General features: G+C 68.4%; 14 protein-coding genes. 6 read left to right on the forward strand and 8 right to left on the reverse strand.

Features of this window, described 5'->3' with window-relative positions; genetic code table 11:
• Positions 1–330: 330 nt before the first annotated feature.
• The 8 genes from ACBR40_RS12280 to rpmH all read right to left on the reverse strand — a co-directional run bounded on the left by ACBR40_RS12280 (position 331) and on the right by rpmH (position 6626).
• Positions 331–1311, reverse strand: coding sequence for a ParB/RepB/Spo0J family partition protein (locus ACBR40_RS12280; protein WP_371248727.1), 981 nt, complete (start codon positions 1309–1311; stop codon positions 331–333).
• Between the two features lie 1006 nt (positions 1312–2317).
• The gene (locus ACBR40_RS12285) at positions 2318–3253 is read right to left on the reverse strand and encodes a ParA family protein (protein ID WP_371248983.1); all 936 of its coding nucleotides are present in this window, start codon (positions 3251–3253) and stop codon (positions 2318–2320) included.
• Between the two features lie 137 nt (positions 3254–3390).
• The gene (gene rsmG / locus ACBR40_RS12290; RefSeq protein WP_371248728.1) at positions 3391–4062 is read right to left on the reverse strand and encodes a 16S rRNA (guanine(527)-N(7))-methyltransferase RsmG; all 672 of its coding nucleotides are present in this window, start codon (positions 4060–4062) and stop codon (positions 3391–3393) included.
• Positions 4063–4351: 289 nt separating this feature from the next.
• The gene (locus ACBR40_RS12295; protein WP_344209118.1) at positions 4352–4840 is read right to left on the reverse strand and encodes a R3H domain-containing nucleic acid-binding protein; all 489 of its coding nucleotides are present in this window, start codon (positions 4838–4840) and stop codon (positions 4352–4354) included.
• Positions 4841–4860: 20 nt separating this feature from the next.
• Positions 4861–5784: a membrane protein insertase YidC gene (yidC, locus tag ACBR40_RS12300; protein WP_344209035.1), complete on the reverse strand. Its 924-nt coding sequence runs from the start codon at positions 5782–5784 to the stop codon at positions 4861–4863.
• 4 nt (positions 5785–5788) lie between these two features.
• The gene (gene yidD / locus ACBR40_RS12305; RefSeq protein WP_084685948.1) at positions 5789–6067 is read right to left on the reverse strand and encodes a membrane protein insertion efficiency factor YidD; all 279 of its coding nucleotides are present in this window, start codon (positions 6065–6067) and stop codon (positions 5789–5791) included.
• Positions 6064–6405: a ribonuclease P protein component gene (gene rnpA, locus ACBR40_RS12310; RefSeq protein ID WP_371248729.1), complete on the reverse strand. Its 342-nt coding sequence runs from the start codon at positions 6403–6405 to the stop codon at positions 6064–6066. The genes yidD and rnpA overlap by 4 nt, the downstream gene beginning before the upstream one ends.
• Positions 6406–6488: 83 nt before the next feature.
• Entirely contained in the window at positions 6489–6626 is a 138-nt protein-coding gene (gene rpmH, locus ACBR40_RS12315) for a 50S ribosomal protein L34 (protein ID WP_020547366.1), read from the reverse strand.
• A gap of 457 nt (positions 6627–7083) precedes the next feature.
• On the opposite strand from rpmH, the gene dnaA reads away from it, so the two are divergent.
• The 6 genes from dnaA (at position 7084) to gyrB (ending at position 15507) form a co-directional block, all read left to right on the forward strand.
• Entirely contained in the window at positions 7084–8676 is a 1593-nt protein-coding gene (dnaA, locus tag ACBR40_RS12320) for a chromosomal replication initiator protein DnaA (protein WP_364457231.1), read from the forward strand.
• Between the two features lie 536 nt (positions 8677–9212).
• The gene (gene dnaN, locus ACBR40_RS12325) at positions 9213–10352 is read left to right on the forward strand and encodes a DNA polymerase III subunit beta (RefSeq protein WP_364457233.1); all 1140 of its coding nucleotides are present in this window, start codon (positions 9213–9215) and stop codon (positions 10350–10352) included.
• Between the two features lie 50 nt (positions 10353–10402).
• Positions 10403–11347 carry a phosphogluconate dehydrogenase (NAD(+)-dependent, decarboxylating) gene (gene gnd, locus ACBR40_RS12330; protein ID WP_371248730.1) on the forward strand — a complete coding sequence of 315 codons (945 nt, stop codon included), beginning with the start codon at positions 10403–10405 and terminating at the stop codon, positions 11345–11347.
• Between the two features lie 165 nt (positions 11348–11512).
• Positions 11513–12757 (forward strand): DNA replication/repair protein RecF, encoded by a 1245-nt coding sequence (gene recF / locus ACBR40_RS12335; RefSeq protein ID WP_344209044.1) that lies wholly within the window; start codon positions 11513–11515, stop codon positions 12755–12757.
• On the forward strand, positions 12747–13256 hold the full coding sequence (locus ACBR40_RS12340) for a DciA family protein (protein ID WP_344209046.1): 510 nt from the start codon (positions 12747–12749) through the stop codon (positions 13254–13256). Before recF ends, ACBR40_RS12340 begins: the two co-directional genes overlap by 11 nt.
• A gap of 325 nt (positions 13257–13581) precedes the next feature.
• Positions 13582–15507: a DNA topoisomerase (ATP-hydrolyzing) subunit B gene (gene gyrB / locus ACBR40_RS12345; RefSeq protein ID WP_371248984.1), complete on the forward strand. Its 1926-nt coding sequence runs from the start codon at positions 13582–13584 to the stop codon at positions 15505–15507.
• Positions 15508–15513 lie beyond the last annotated feature (6 nt).

Genomic DNA, 15513 nt, shown 5'->3' on the forward strand with positions numbered 1-15513 from the left:
GTCCGCGCCGTCCGCGCCGTCCGCGCCGTCCGCGCCGTCCGCGCCGTCCGCGCCGTCCGCGCCGTCCGCGCCGTCCGCGCCGTCCGCGCCGTCCGCGCCGTCCGCGCCGTCCGCGCCGTCCGCGCCGAAAGGCTAGCACTCGGAAGGCAGCCGCCTGTGTTTCACGTGAAACCAGTCCCTCCCTCACCCTCACCCAACCTGACAGTCGTTGACACCATCCGCGCCTCATCCCGAAAAGCCGTCAGCCCCGACTTCCGAACGCATCGGGAGCCGGGGCTGACGGCCGCGGTGTTTCACGTGAAACAGCGACAGATACAAGTGGTGGCGTTCTTACTCCTCGGCCTCGCGCATTGCCCGGACCGCCTCCGGAGCCATCGTCCCGATGATCCGCTCCAGATCGTCGATCGTCGCGAACTCGACCACGATCCGCCCCTTCCTCCGGCCGAGATCCACCTTCACCTTGGTCTCGAAGTGATCGGAGAGCCGGTCGGCGAGGTGGGTGAGACCGGGAGCGGTGGGCTTGGCGACCGGACGCTCCCGCGTCGGCCCCTTCGCCGCCTTGGCGCTCCCCATGGAGACGATCTCCTCCACCGCCCGCACCGACAGGAGCTCCGCGACGATCCGCTTAGCCAGCTTGATCTGCTCCTCGGCCGAGCTGAGCCCGAGCAGCGCGCGCGCATGCGAGCCGCTGATGAGACCAGCGGCGACCTTGGGCTGGACTTCCGGCGGCAGGTTCAGGAGTCGAAGGGTGTTGGTGATGTGCGAGCGCGAACGACCCACCTTCGCGGCCAGCTGCTCGTGCGTCGCCTGGAAGTCGTCAAGCAGTTGCTGGTACGCCGCCGCCTCTTCGAGCGCGTTCAGCTGCTCCCGTTGCAGGTTCTCGATGAGGGCGTCACGGAGAAGGTCGGTGTCCTGGGTGTTTCGGACGATCGCGGGCACCGGATCAAGCCCCACCTTCTGACACGCCCGCCAGCGCCGCTCCCCCATGATGAGCTCGTACTGACCGCCACCGACCGGCCGGACCACGATCGGCTGCAGCAACCCCACTTCACGGATGGACGCGGCCAGGTCATCCAGCTTCTCCGGGTCGAAGATGTCACGCGGCTGACGCGGGTTGGGAACGATCGCCTCGAGCGCGACCTCCTTGAAGTACGCTCCAGCGATCGGCTTCGGGCCGGCCTGCCCTGCCGTGGGCGTGCCGTTGCCGTTGGCCGGGGCGGTCGCCGTCGCCATCCCGGGGCCGTCAACAATGGGACCGGTCGGGATGAGCGCCCCGAGCCCCTTGCCCAATCCCCGCCGCTGCTGACTCACTGCGTCTCCTCATCCACCCAACCGATTCCGGTCACCTCAGGAGAGGTTACCGTTGCGAGCGTCGCCGAGTGCCTCCTCGCCACACACCGTCCGGCGGATTTGCCCCAACACACCCACAAACTCGCCTAACCCTGCCCGCCCTCGCGCCACTCCCCCACCACCCGCCTATGGGGAAGGAACGGGGAAGACTGATCGGCGCGAAGTCGGTCGCTCAGGTGGGCGAATCCTCTTGATATCAAGCCCTCAGATCGAAGGTCGCCCGCTCAGGAGAACGTCTGCGGGCCCCCAGCCATCAGAATCACACGGGGTGGGTGGTGTCCGGCGCCCTGCGGCTGGGTGCGGTCGATGGTAGGCGGTGGGGCGGCGTCGGCGGCTGCGTTGGACGCCACCTGGCTCGATACGGCTGGGCTCGGTTCAGCTTCGCTGCTTTGGAGTCCTCTGCTCGACGGGAGCTGTAGCTCGGTCGGCGATTGAGGCCGGTACAGCGGGCGGCTTGCGGTTGCAGGAGTCAGCGTCGCGCAGGTGCCGGACTCAGATCGCTGACCTGATCGGGTATGTCGAGGGACGCACCTGAGGTTGTGAGGGGACACGTCGCGGAAGGGTGAATGCGCTCCGGAGCGGCAGCGGTGACGGGGAAGCTGACGCGGTGGTCACCTTCGACACTGCCTGCGGTGGCTGCCGGCGGAACCGGGCGCGGTGCTTCATCGGTGGGTGCGGGGTCGCGATGCCCAGCCTCACCGCGAAGCGCATCGCCGTCCGTCGTATACGAGGTCTGCCTTCTGTTGGGACGGCGACAGAGGCGAAGTGGATCCGCCCACCGACCGAGTGGCGTGGGCTGTGATGGTCGCGACGGGAGCGAGCACAGCAAGGGCTACTGACGGGATGGCACGGCACGCGACTGCGATGCCGGCTGTGAGCCTCAGAGCCGATGAGTGTGCCGACTCAGAGAATCACAGCCGACCCAACGTCACCACCCCGAACCGGCTCAGACGGCAGGGCAGGGCACTCAGGCGACCGTAGCGCGGTAGGCGATCTCCCGAGCCGCATCCATGTAAGCCATCGCCCCACTGGACCCCGGATCGTACGTCATCACCGACTGCCCATAGCTGGGCGCCTCCGACAGCCGCACGCTCCGCGGGATCACCGTGTTCAGCACCGTCTCCCCGAAGTGGGACCGCACCTCCTCCGCCACCTGCGACGCGAGGCGGGTCCGCCCGTCGTACATCGTCAGGACGATCGTGGACAGCCGCAGCATCGGGTTCAGGTGGACCTTGATGAGGTCGACGTTCCGGAGGAGCTGGCCGAGCCCTTCCAGCGCGTAGTACTCGCACTGGATGGGAATCATGACCTCGTCCGCGGCCACCAGCGCGTTGACGGTGAGCAGGCCGAGCGACGGCGGGCAGTCGATGATGATGTAGTCCAGCTCGATCGCGTCGTACGCCATCAGCGCCCGCCGCAGCCGCGCCTCCCGCGCGACCAGCGACACCAGCTCGATCTCGGCCCCGGCGAGGTCGATGGTGGCGGGCGCGCAGTAGAGGTTGGGCATCTCGGGCACCTGCTTGACGATGTCCGCCATGGGCAGGTCGTCCACCAGCACCTGGTAAACGTCCGGCACGTCACCACGGTGCTCGGTGGCAAGGGCGGTGGAGGCGTTGCCCTGTGGGTCCAGGTCCACCACGAGCACCCGCTGGCCGTGCATCGAGAGCGCGGCCGCGATGTTCACCGACGTGGTGGTCTTGCCGACCCCACCCTTCTGGTTGGCCACCGCGATCACCCGTGTCTTCGCCGGGCGGGGCCAGCCGACGTCGCCCGTACCGGGCCCGTCTCCAGCCTGAGCAGCCGTCGGGGTTGCGGATGTTTCACGTGAAACCACTGAGCTGAGCGCCTCTCGTACCAACGGCGAATCACCGGGGTTCAGGGGGGTCTGGGTCACGATGGCCATCCTTTCAACCGATGGTGTGCCGGTGCCGGGAATTTGCTGTCGCGACACGCCCATTTCGGGCCAGCCAACCCCGGTGGGACTCGAAGGCTGACGACGGTCCGGCCATCCGAGACCGCTTGACGCGACTGGCACAACCGTCACCTCCTCCGTCGCCGCCCGGCTCGCTCCGGCGCGCGACCCGCTACCACCCGAACCAGTGTTGCAGGCGGCTCGACCTTACCGCGCCCGACGGTCACAAGCTCGGCCGTTCGGGCTCCGCTGGCGCGCAATTGGGCTTCGGCCTCGGCCAGCTCACCGGCCGCCCGCTCCCCCTTCATGGCGATGAGCTCGCCGCCCTCGCGCAGCAGCGGCATCGCCCACGTCAGCAGCCGGTCGAGCGGCGCGACCGCACGGGCGCTGGCGACGTCGAAGACGCGCTTGCCGGCCAGCTCCTCCGCCCGGCCGCGCAGCACCTCGACGTTGCCGAGCTTGAGCGTCGCGACGCTCTCCTCCAGGAACACGGTACGACGCAGCAGCGGCTCCAGCAGCGTGACCCGGATGTCCGGCCGGACGATCGCCAGCACGAGCCCCGGCAGCCCGGCGCCGGAGCCGATGTCGACCAGCTCGACGTCGGCGGGCACGGCCTCGGCGACGACCGCGCAGTTGAGCAGATGGCGGTCCCAGATCCGCGGCACCTCCCGCGGCCCCAGCAGCCCACGGACCACGCCGGGCCCCGCCAGCAGCTCGGCGAACGCGTTGGCGCGATCCCAAGCCTCCCCGGCGAAGACTTCCCGCGCTATGTCCGGCGGCGCCGGCAGCTCATCGCTCACTGGTTGGAGGCCCTTTCTCGGGTGCTGGTGTCGTGGCCGGGCGTGACCGTCCCCGCGGGGAGCTTCCACGTCCCCAGGCTAATCGGGCGATCACAAAGGAAGACTAGCGGGCCGCTCTCAGGGTGACCTTCGAGCACGCCGCCGGTCGCGGCGGACGGACCGGCAGCATGGGGACGTACGTGCTGACATCACCGCAATGAGGCTGACGGAGGTACGTACCAGGATAAAAGAGAACGGCCGCCTGCCGCTCGCCAGGGGGCGGGGCAGACGGCCGCGACGAAGCGGAGGATCAGGCGGGCAGGACCACCACGTAGCGGTTGGGCTCCTCGCCCTCGGACTCGCTGCTGAGCCCGGCGGCGGCCACCGCGTCGTGGACGATCTTGCGCTCGAACGGGGTCATCGGCTGCAGCGACTTGGGCTCGCCGCGCTCCTTGACCTGGTTGGCGATCTCGGTGCCGAGCTTGGTCAGCTCGGCGCGCCGGCGCTCCCGGTAGCCGCCGACGTCGAGCATCAGCCGCGAGCGCTCGCCGGTCTGGCGGTGCACGGCCAGGCGGGTCAGCTCCTGCAGCGCCTCCAGGACCTCTCCCCCGGGGCCCACCAGCTCGTTGCCCTTGAGCCCGACGACGGAGACGAGCGCGCGGTCGCCCTCGACGTCCATGTCGATGTCGCCGTCGATGTCGGCGATGTCGAGAAGCCCCTCGACGTAGTCGGCAGCGATCTCGCCCTCCTGCTCCAGGGCGGCGAGATCAGGAGCATTCTTCTGCTCGGCCTCGGTCATGGCCGGCCTCTCCTTCGTGGTCACGACTTCTTGCTGCCGGTGCGCTTGCTGCGAGGCTGGCGGCTCGGCTGCTGCCTGATGATCTTAGGCTCCGGCGGGGCCGGAGGGGCCTGCTCCTCCGGAGGCGTCTTGCGGATCTTGGCGATCAGGCCCTGCTTCGGCTCCACGGGGATCGCGTTGCCCTTGGCGTCGAACTGCGGCATCGGGTGCCGGCTGTAGAACCAGTGCTGCTGGCCGAGCGTCCACAGGTTGGTGGTGACCCAGTAGAGGATCAGGCCGAGGGGGAAGTTCAGGCTGAAGAAGGCGAACAGCGGCGAGATGTACATCAGGATCTTCTGCTGCTGCGCCATGGGGTTGTCCGGCATCTGGGCCATGGAGCGGGTCACGCTCTGCCGGACGGTGAGGAACGTGGTCAGCGAGCTGATCGCGACGAAGAAGCCGATGACGACCTTCTGCATCGCCGTGGGCGCCTCGAAGAACGTCGCGGGCAGCGGGGCGCCCAGGATGAGCGCGTGCTTGGCGCTGTCGACCAGCTCCTGCGTCATGCCGAACTTCGCCTCGTCCGCCGCGATCGCCCGGAGGACGGTGAACATCGAGATGAAGATCGGGAACTGGGCGACGACGGGGAGGCAGCCGCCGAGCGGGTTGGCCCCGGCTCCCTGGTACAGCGCCATGACCTCCTGGTTCATGCGCTGCTTGTCGTTCTTGTAACGCTTGCGGAGCTCCTGGACCTTCGGCGCCAGCTCCTGCATCTTCCGCGACGACCGCATCTGCTTGAGGAACAGCGGGAAGATCAGGATCCTCATGAAGATCGTCAGCGTGATGATGGTGAGCGCCCACGTCAAGCCGCTGTTCGGATCGAGGAACGTGCTGTACGCACTGTGAATCCAGGTGATGACTTGGGCGACGGCTGTGTACAGCCAATTGAGCCAGGACAGCTCCACCGAGCTATCTCCCTTGCGTTTCGTGAGACCGGACCGGGCGTGGGGGCACCGGGTCTATACCTCCGGGATGGAATGGGTGGCACCGCCCGATGCGCCGGACAGTCAGCCAGATGCCACGCAACGCACCATGCGTGGCGATCGCCTCGAGGCCGTACGCACTGCACGACGGATAGAAACGGCAGCGCGGGCCGAGCAGCGGGCTGATGAACGCCCGATAGAACCGGATCGGGACGATCAGCACCCGAGCCGCGACGCTCGGCACCTCGTGCACCTGCTCCGTCATCTCTGTCCACCCGTCGAGGCATCGCGCCGCCTGAGCAAACGATCCAGCGCGGCGTCGAGCTCGGCGGCCAGGTGCTCGAATCGCGCGGACGCGGCCGGTGGATTGGCGCGTACCACAAGCAGGCTACCTCCCGGCAGCCGGTCAAGACGCTCCCGCATGAGGTGTCGGAGCCGTCGTTTGACCTTGTTCCGGGTGACAGCGCCGCCCACGGCCTTGCTCACCACGAAACCCACCAGGGGTGGCTCTTCCCCGGAAACGCGAAAATGCACCACCAAAGTGGGGCGACCCGCGCGCTTGCCGCGCCGCACGGCCGCCTCGAAATCCTCCCCGCGCCGCATGCGGGATTGCCTGGACAGCACCGTATATGCCTATCGCCCGCCGGCGAGATTCACCGGCGGGCCGACTATCAGGCGCGGGACGGTCAGGCCGACAGCTTCTCGCGGCCCTTGCGGCGGCGGGAGGCCAGGATGGCGCGGCCGGCCCGGGTGCGCATCCGCAGCCGGAAGCCGTGGGTCTTCGCGCGGCGACGGTTGTTCGGCTGGAAAGTACGCTTGCTCACGGGTGGGCTCCAGGTCATTGGTGCGCCCGGCGGGCGCGGTACACACACAAGGATGGCCTGCCAGGAAAGCGAGGGCACGCGAAATAGCCGTCGCGTGACAAGCCGACCGTCGTACGTTACGGGCCAAGGCCCTCCCAGGTCAAACCGGGCGGGTTGTCCACCAATCCACAGGCGAGTTTTCCCCAGGCCGCACACGTCCACAGTATGTGCACTCAGGTGCCACTAGGCTGTGGACAACGCCTTGAACACAGCTGTGCACAGAGTTACTGTCGGCCCTCCTGGAGCGGCGGTAACACGGCAGCGCCACTGTGCACAACATGTGGAGATCCTGTGGAGGAACCGAGCGTGACGCTCGCCTCCCCTGCTGTGGACAAAGGCGTCCGAAGATCGTCAGCGACCGCCGGCATGTGGATGAACGACCGCGGAGGCCGCGAGAGGGAGGAGGGGGAACCGCACTGTGAGCAGTGTCGACCTCGGCACGGTATGGGCGAGGGCCCTGGGTAACTTCCTCAACGAGAACGTGCCGATCCAGCAGCGTACGTGGCTGTCGATGGTGCGCCCGATCGCCCTGGCCAACGACACGATCGTGCTCGGCGTCCCCAACGACTTCCTCAAGGACCTCATCGAGGGCAAGCTGCGCCCGCTCGTCGCGCACGCGCTGTCCCAGGAGCTCGGCCGGACGATGCGGCTGGCGGTGATGATCGACACGACGGCCCCCGAGCAGCCCGTCGTGGACGTTCATCAACAGCCTGTGGCTTCGAGTTATCCCCAAGGTGTGGAGAACCAGCCGCGTTTCACACAGCACCTTCAACCGCAGGCCCAGCAGGCTTCCGAGCCTCCGCAGTTCTATTCTCCCCAGCCCGAGCCGGAGCGTTCGTCCACCGAATATCCACAGCAGGGCTTCGCTTTTGAACAGGCGCAGCCGTACGCACCGGCCGGCACACCGCCTGTGGAGAAAACGCCGGAGCCGGCGCCGAATCGGTGGGAAGCAAAGAGCAGCAAACCCAGCGAACCCGCCCGGCTCAACCAGAAGTACACATTCGAGACTTTCGTCATCGGCGCCAGCAACCGGTTCGCGCACGCGGCCGCGGTGGCCGTCGCGGAATCGCCGGCGAAGGCGTACAACCCGCTGTTCATCTACGGCGACTCGGGGCTGGGGAAGACCCACCTGCTGCACGCGATCGGGCATTACGCGCAGAGCCTCTACGACGGAGCCCGGGTGCGCTACGTGAGCTCCGAGGAGTTCACCAACGACTTCATCAACAGCATCCGCGACCACAAGGCCGACGGCTTCCGCGGCCGCTACCGGGCGATCGACATCCTGCTCGTCGACGACATCCAGTTCCTGGAGGGCAAGGAGCAGACGCAGGAGGAGTTCTTCCACACCTTCAACACCCTCCACAACGCCAACAAGCAGATCGTCATCTCCAGCGACCGCGCGCCGAAGCAGCTGATCACGCTGGAGGACCGGCTGCGCAACCGCTTCGAGTGGGGCCTGATCACCGACGTCCAGCCGCCCGAGCTGGAGACGCGCATCGCCATCCTCAGGAAGAAGGCCATCCAGGAGGGCCTGGCCGCGCCGCCCGAGGTGCTGGAGTACATCGCCAGCCGCATCTCCACCAACATCCGGGAGCTGGAGGGCGCGCTGATCAGGGTCACCGCGTTCGCCAGCCTCAACAGGCAGGGCGTCGACCTGCAGCTCGCCGAGGTGGTGCTGAAGGACCTCATCACCTCGGAGTCCGACACCGAGATCACCATCGCGGCGATCATGAGCGAGACCGCCAACTACTTCGGCATCAGCATCGACGACCTGTGCGGCACCTCGCGCAGCCGGGCGCTCGTCAACGCCCGGCAGATCGCCATGTATCTCGCGCGGGAGCTGACGGAGCTGTCGCTGCCGAAGATCGGCCAGCAGTTCGGCGGTCGTGACCACACGACGGTGATGCACGCCGAGCGGAAGATCCGGTCGCTGATCGCGGAGCGCAAGTCGATGTACAACCAGGTCAACGAGCTGACAATACGCATCAAGCAGACACAGCGCGGGTCCTGAACGTTATGCACAGCCTGTGGAAAACACTGTGGAGCAGCGGAAACGTCGATTCGAGGCCCCTCGGTGCCCGGCAATGCCGCGAAAAATCCGCCCACAAGGGCTGGGGACAAACCTGGGGACATCTGGGGGAAACCTGGGGACGGTCCGTGGATAACGTGTGGACAGCGTGTGCACAACCGATCTGGGGCCCCAGAAGGGCCTCTTCTACCCCGTGGATAACCTGTGGAAACATCGTGGATAACCCCGGGTTTCCCGTGGATGAAGCGACCATGATCTGGGGACAGCCTGTGGGCGAAGTTTCGCCGTCCCCAGGTGCCCCCAGTTACCCCCAGGCTTCACACACAGCCTCGGTGGATGAATTCAGGGCCACTGACCAGGGCGAAGGCTGGTTGTCCACAGTTTCCACAGCCCCTAGTGTGATGACCTCTTCTATCTCTTACTAAGAAACTCAAAGACCCATAGTTGGGCTTCTCCCGGAGCGCGAGTGCGGGAGAGTGGATCCTCGAATCAACGACAGACCCAGGAGGCCGATCACCGTGATGTTCCGGATCGAGCGAGACGTACTCGCCGAGGCGGTGGCCTGGACGGCACGCAGCCTCCCGGCGCGCCCGTCGGTGCCCGTCCTCGCGGGCATGCGCCTGGAGGTCACCGACGACCAGCAGCTGAAGCTCTCCGGCTTCGACTACGAGGTCTCCGCCCAGGTGACGCTGGAGCTGCAGACCGGGGAGGCCGGTGTCGTCCTGGTCTCGGGCAAGCTGCTCGCCGAGATCACCCGCGCCCTTCCCGCACAGCCTGTGGACTTCGTGGTCGACGGCGCCAAGGCGGTCGTCACCTGTGGCAGCGCGCGGTTCACCCTCCTCACCATGCCTGTGGAGGACTACCCGTCCCTGCCGGCCATGCCGCCGGCCGCGGGCCGGGTCGGCAGCGACGTGTTCGCCTCGGCCGTGTCCCAGGTGGCCGTCGCCGCCGGGCGTGACGACACCCTGCCGATGCTCACCGGCGTCCGCATGGAGATCGACGGCGACACGGTGACCCTCGCGGCCACCGACCGCTACCGGCTCGCCGTACGCGAGCTGAAGTGGCAGCCGGGCCAGCCCGACTTCTCGGCCGTCGCGATGATCCCCGGCAAGACGCTCGCCGACACCGCCAAGGCGCTCGGCAGCACCGGCGCCGAGGTCGAGATCGCGCTCAGCTCCGCCGGCGGCACCGGCGAGGGCATGATCGGCTTCTCCAGCGCCGGCCGCCGCACCACCACGCGCCTGCTCGACCCCGAGTTCCCGAAGTACCGCTCGCTGCTCCCCACCGAGTTCTCCGCGCGCGCCGACCTGTCCACAGGCCCGTTCGTCGAGGCGGTCAAGCGCGTGGCGCTCGTCGCCGAGCGCAACACCCCGGTACGGCTGGCGTTCCGCAGCGGCGAGGTCGTGCTGGAGGCCGGCAGCGGCGACGAGGCCCAGGCCGTCGAGGCCCTGCCTGTGGACTACGAGGGCGAGGAGATGAACATCGCCTTCAACCACCAGTTCCTGCTGGAGGGTCTCGGCGCGATCGACTCCGACATCGCCAGGCTCCAGATGACCACGTCCACGAAGCCCGCTATCCTCACCGGTGGCAAACCTGTGGAGGACGGCGTCACCACGGACTACCGATACCTGATCATGCCCATCCGCCTGTCAGGCTGATCCTGCCATCGGGGATGATGAAAGCCTGACGAGGGGGTAGGGAAAAAGTCATGCAGATCGGCATGGTTGGACTGGGCAAGATGGGCGGCAACATGGCCGAGCGCCTGCGCCGCGGGGGTCACGACGTCGTCGGCTACGACCGCGATCCCTCGATCAGCGACGTCGAGAGCCTGAAGGGCCTCGTGGAGCGCCTGGAGGCGCCACGCGTCGTCTGGGTCATGGTGCCGGCGGGCAAGCCCACACAGTCCACCGTGGACGATCTGGGCGAGCTCCTCGACGAGGGCGACATCGTCGTCGACGGCGGCAACTCCCACTATGTGGACGACCAGAAGCACGCCGCCGAGCTGGCCAAGAAGGGCATCGGCTTCGTCGACTGCGGCGTGAGCGGCGGCGTGTGGGGCCTCGAGAACGGCTACGCGCTCATGTGCGGCGGCGACAAGGAGCACGTCGACCGGCTGATGCCGATCTTCGAGACGCTCAAGCCCGAGGGCGAGGACGGCTTCGTCCACGCGGGTGACGTCGGAGCCGGCCACTTCGCGAAGATGGTCCACAACGGCATCGAATACGGCATGATGCAGGCCTTCGCCGAGGGCTGGGAGCTCCTGGAGGCCTCCGACGTCGTCAAGGACGTACGCGGCTCCTTCTCGAGCTGGCGCACCGGCACCGTCATCCGCTCCTGGCTGCTCGACCTGCTGGTCCGGGCCCTCGACGACGACGAGCGCCTCGACCAGCTCCGCGGCTACGCCCAGGACTCCGGCGAGGGCCGCTGGACCGTCCAGGCCGCCGTCGACCACGCGGTGCCGCTGCCGGTCATCACCGCCGCCCTCTACGCCAGGTTCGCCTCGCGCCAGGACGACTCCCCCGCGATGAAGGTCGTGGCCGCGCTGCGCAACCAGTTCGGCGGCCACGCGATCACCGCGACCGAGGGCAGCACCGCCAAGGGCGCCGACGCGCCGGGCGCGGACGTCAACCCGCCCAAGGAGACCGACCGCTGAAGGCGCGCGCCTCCACAGGCCGCGCCTCCACAGGCTGTGCACGGACCTGCGTACAGGTCGGCGCACGCTCGCGCCTCCACGGGTGACCGCCCGGCGGCGGGAGGTTTTCCACAGACCGCACGCCGGTGAACCCAGCGGCGCGCGAGGCCGACTAACCTCTTTGAGGTGCACGTCGCCCACCTCTCGCTGACCGACTTCCGGTCCTACGCCTCCGTGGAGCTCGGCCTGGAGCCGGGCGTCACGGCGTTCGTGGGTCCCAACGGCCAGGGCAAGACCAACCTGGTCGAGGCCCTCGGCTACGTCGCGACGCACTCCAGCCACCGGGTGGCGACCGATGCGCCCCTCGTCCGCCAGGGGGCCGCCAGGGCGATCGTGCGCTGCGCCGTCCAGAGGGACGACCGGCGGGCGCTGATCGAGCTGGAGATCAACCCGGGCCGGGCCAACCGCGCGCGGCTCAACCGCTCGCCCGTCTCCCGGGCCCGCGACGTCGTGGGGCTGCTGCGCACGGTGCTGTTCGCCCCCGAGGACCTCGCGCTGTCCAAGGGCGACCCGTCCGAGCGCCGCCGCTTCCTCGACGACCTGCTGGTGGCCAGGGCGCCCAGGTTCGCCGGCGTGCGCGCCGACTACGACCGGGTGCTGAAGCAGCGCGGCGCCCTGCTGCGCACGGCCGCACAGGCCCGCAGGGGCAGCCGTGGCGCCCGCAGGCAGGAGAGCGACACCGCGTTCGCCGCCGCGGGCGCGGGCGACGTCCTGAGCACGCTGGAGGTGTGGGACGCCCACCTCGCCAGGCATGGGGCCGAGCTGCTGAAGGCGCGGCTGGAGCTGATCGAGGCGCTGCGTCCCCTGGTCGCCGGCTCCTATGCGGCGCTGGCCCCGTCCAGCGCCCCCGCGACGCTGGCCTATCGCAGCACGTTGTCCACAGGTGGGGACGACGACGAGGGGGGTCAGGGGGGCGAATTCCCCGGTGAGCGGGGATCTTTCGATACACAGACGTTATCCACAGACTTGGGGAAAACCCTTGAAGAGCGTCTGCGGGAGCGGCTATTGGAAGTCCGCCAGTCGGAGCTGGAGCGGGGCGTCACGCTCGTCGGCCCCCACCGCGACGACCTGGTCCTCGGCCTGGGCGAGCTGCCCGCCCGCGGCTACGCCAGCCACGGGGAGTCGTGGTCGTTCGCGCTGGCGCTGCGGCTGGCCGCCTACGACCTGCTGCGGGCCGACGGCGGCGACCCCGTGCTGATCCTCGACGACGTCTTCGCCGAGCTCGACAGCCAGCGCCGGCGCCGGCTGGCCGAGATGGTGGCGCCCGCCGAGCAGGTGCTGATCACCGCAGCCGTGCCCGACGACGTGCCCAAGGAGCTCTCGGGCGCCAGGTTCGACGTGCTGGAGGGGAGTGTGACCCGTGTCAGATGAGGACAACCCGACCGCCCGTACGGCCAGAGGGGTGGCCATGGCCAGGGAGAAGCTCGCCCAGGCCAAGGCCGACGCGGCCAAGCGCGGCCAGCTCCCCCGCCGCGAGCCCCGGCGGCGCGGAGGCGGCCCGCGCAGGGAGGCCGGCGACCCCCAGCTTTTCGGACGGGCGATAGCCGACCTGCTGGCCGACCGCGGCTGGGAGCGTTCGGCGGCCGTCGGAGGCGTGTTCGGGCGCTGGCCCGAGATCGTGGGCCCCGACCTCGCCGCCCACACCAAGCCCGACTCGTTCGAGGACGGCGAGGTGCTGATCCTGGCCGACTCGACGGCCTGGGCGACGCAGGTCCGGCTGCTCGCGCGCACCCTCGTACGCAGGCTCAACGAGGAGCTCGGCGAGGGCACGGTCACGAAGGTCAAGGTCAGGGGGCCGCAGAACGCACCGCGTCCATCAGGGGGTTTGCGGGTGACCGGAAGCCGAGGTCCGGGGGACACCTACGGTTAGGCGCCGGGGCGATCAGAAAGCCCCCAGACGCGATAAGCCCCCTTTCCGGAGGGGGGATGCTGGCCTGGGGGGCAAAACGAGCTAGAGGCGACCACAGGCGCGTTCATTGCCACCACGGGGCTCCGGAAGCGGTAGAATGAAAAAGGATTCCGGACACGTCCGCTTGCGTGTCACCCCGGCAGCAAGCCGACTCCCCTGGGTGACCGCGCATCGGGGCACTCACGACGGTGACGGGCACGGCAGGGGCAGCTTCGCAACACGATCGCCTCCCCCGCCGCGTGTCCGCGGCAGGAGGATTTCGCAGTTGTCCTACGACGCTAGCTCAATCACCGTACTCGAAGGGCTTGAGGCGGTTCGCAAGCGCCCGGGTATGTATATCGGCTCGACCGGCGAGCGCGGCCTGCACCACCTTGTCTACGAGATCGTGGACAACGCGGTGGACGAGGCCCTGGCCGGCTACGCCAACCGCATCGAGATCACGCTGCTCGCCGACAACGGCGTCCGGGTGGTCGACGACGGCCGCGGCATCCCCACGGGCATCCACCCTGTGGAGAAGCGCTCCGCGGTCGAGGTCGTGCTGACCACGCTGCACGCTGGCGGCAAGTTCGACAGCCAGGCCTACGCCGTCTCCGGCGGCCTGCACGGCGTCGGCTCGGCCGTCGTCAACGCGCTGTCGACCGCCATGGACGTCGAGATCAAGCAGAACGGCCACTACTGGCGCCAGCGTTTCGAGCACTCCAAGCCCGTCGCGCCGCTCGCCAAGGGCGAGGGCACCGACGAGACCGGCACCACGATCACGTTCTGGCCCGACCCCGACGTCTTCGAGACCACCACCTGGAACTACGAGACGCTCTCGCGGCGCTTCCAGGAGACGGCGTTCCTCAACAAGGGTCTCGTCATCACGTTCACGGACGAGCGGCCCGACCACGTCAACGGCGACGGGCCGCACACCGTCACCTACCACTACGAGGGCGGCCTGTCCGACTTCGTCAAGCACCTCAACGCCAAGAAGGAGCCGGCGCACGCGTCGATCATCGCCTTCGAGGAGGAGGGCGACGGCATCGCGGTCGAGATCGCGATGCAGTGGAACAACTCCTACTCGGAGTCGGTCTACACGTTCGCCAACATGATCAACACGGCTGAGGGCGGCACCCACGAGGAGGGCTTCCGCGCGGCGCTGACGTCCATCGTCAACCGCTACGCGCGCGAGCAGAAGTTCCTCAAGGAGGGCAAGGACGACAACCTCTCCGGCGAGGACGTCCGCGAGGGCCTGACCGCGATCATCTCGGTCAAGCTGTCCGACCCGCAGTTCGAGGGCCAGACCAAGACCAAGCTGGGCAACACCGAGGCGAAGTCGTTCGTCCAGAAGGCGTGCAACGACCACCTGCGCGACTGGCTGGAGCGCAACCCCGGCGAGGCCAAGGACATCATCAGCAAGTCGCTGCAGGCCTCGCGCGCGCGCATTGCCGCCCGCCAGGCCCGCGACCTCACCCGGCGCAAGTCGCTCCTGGAGTCCGGCAGCGGCCTGCCGGGCAAGCTGGCCGACTGCCAGTGGAACGACCCGGAGAAGTGCGAGCTGTTCATCGTCGAGGGCGACTCGGCCGGCGGCTCGGCCAAGGGCGGCCGCGACTCGCGCTTCCAGGCGATCCTGCCCATCCGCGGCAAGATCCTCAACGTCGAGAAGGCGCGGATCGACAAGGTCCTGAAGAACAACGAGGTGCAGGCGCTCATCACCGCGCTCGGCACCGGCGTGCACGACGAGTTCGACATCGGCAAGCTGCGCTACCACAAGGTCATCCTGATGGCCGACGCCGACGTCGACGGCCAGCACATCAACACGCTGCTGCTGACGCTGCTGTTCCGGTTCATGCGGCCGCTGATCGAGGCCGGGCACGTCTACCTGTCCTGCCCGCCGCTGTACAAGATCAAGTGGGACAGGAAGGGCGAGGACGCCTCCTACGCCTACTCCGACCCCGAGCGGGACGCGGTCATCGCCGAGGGCATCGCCAACGGCAAGCCCGACCCCCGGCCCCGCGACAACGTGCAGCGCTTCAAGGGCCTCGGCGAGATGAACGCCGGACAGCTCTGGGAGACCACGATGAACCCGGCGACCCGGTTGCTGCGGCTGGTCACACTCGACGACGCGGCGCAGGCCGACGACCTGTTCAGCGTGCTCATGGGCGAGGACGTGGAGGCGCGGCGCGACTTCATCATCCGAAACGCCCGTGACGTGCGCTTCCTCGACGTTTAAGGAATT

The organism is Nonomuraea sp. AD125B (assembly GCF_041402765.1).
GTDB lineage: Bacteria > Actinomycetota > Actinomycetes > Streptosporangiales > Streptosporangiaceae > Nonomuraea > Nonomuraea bangladeshensis.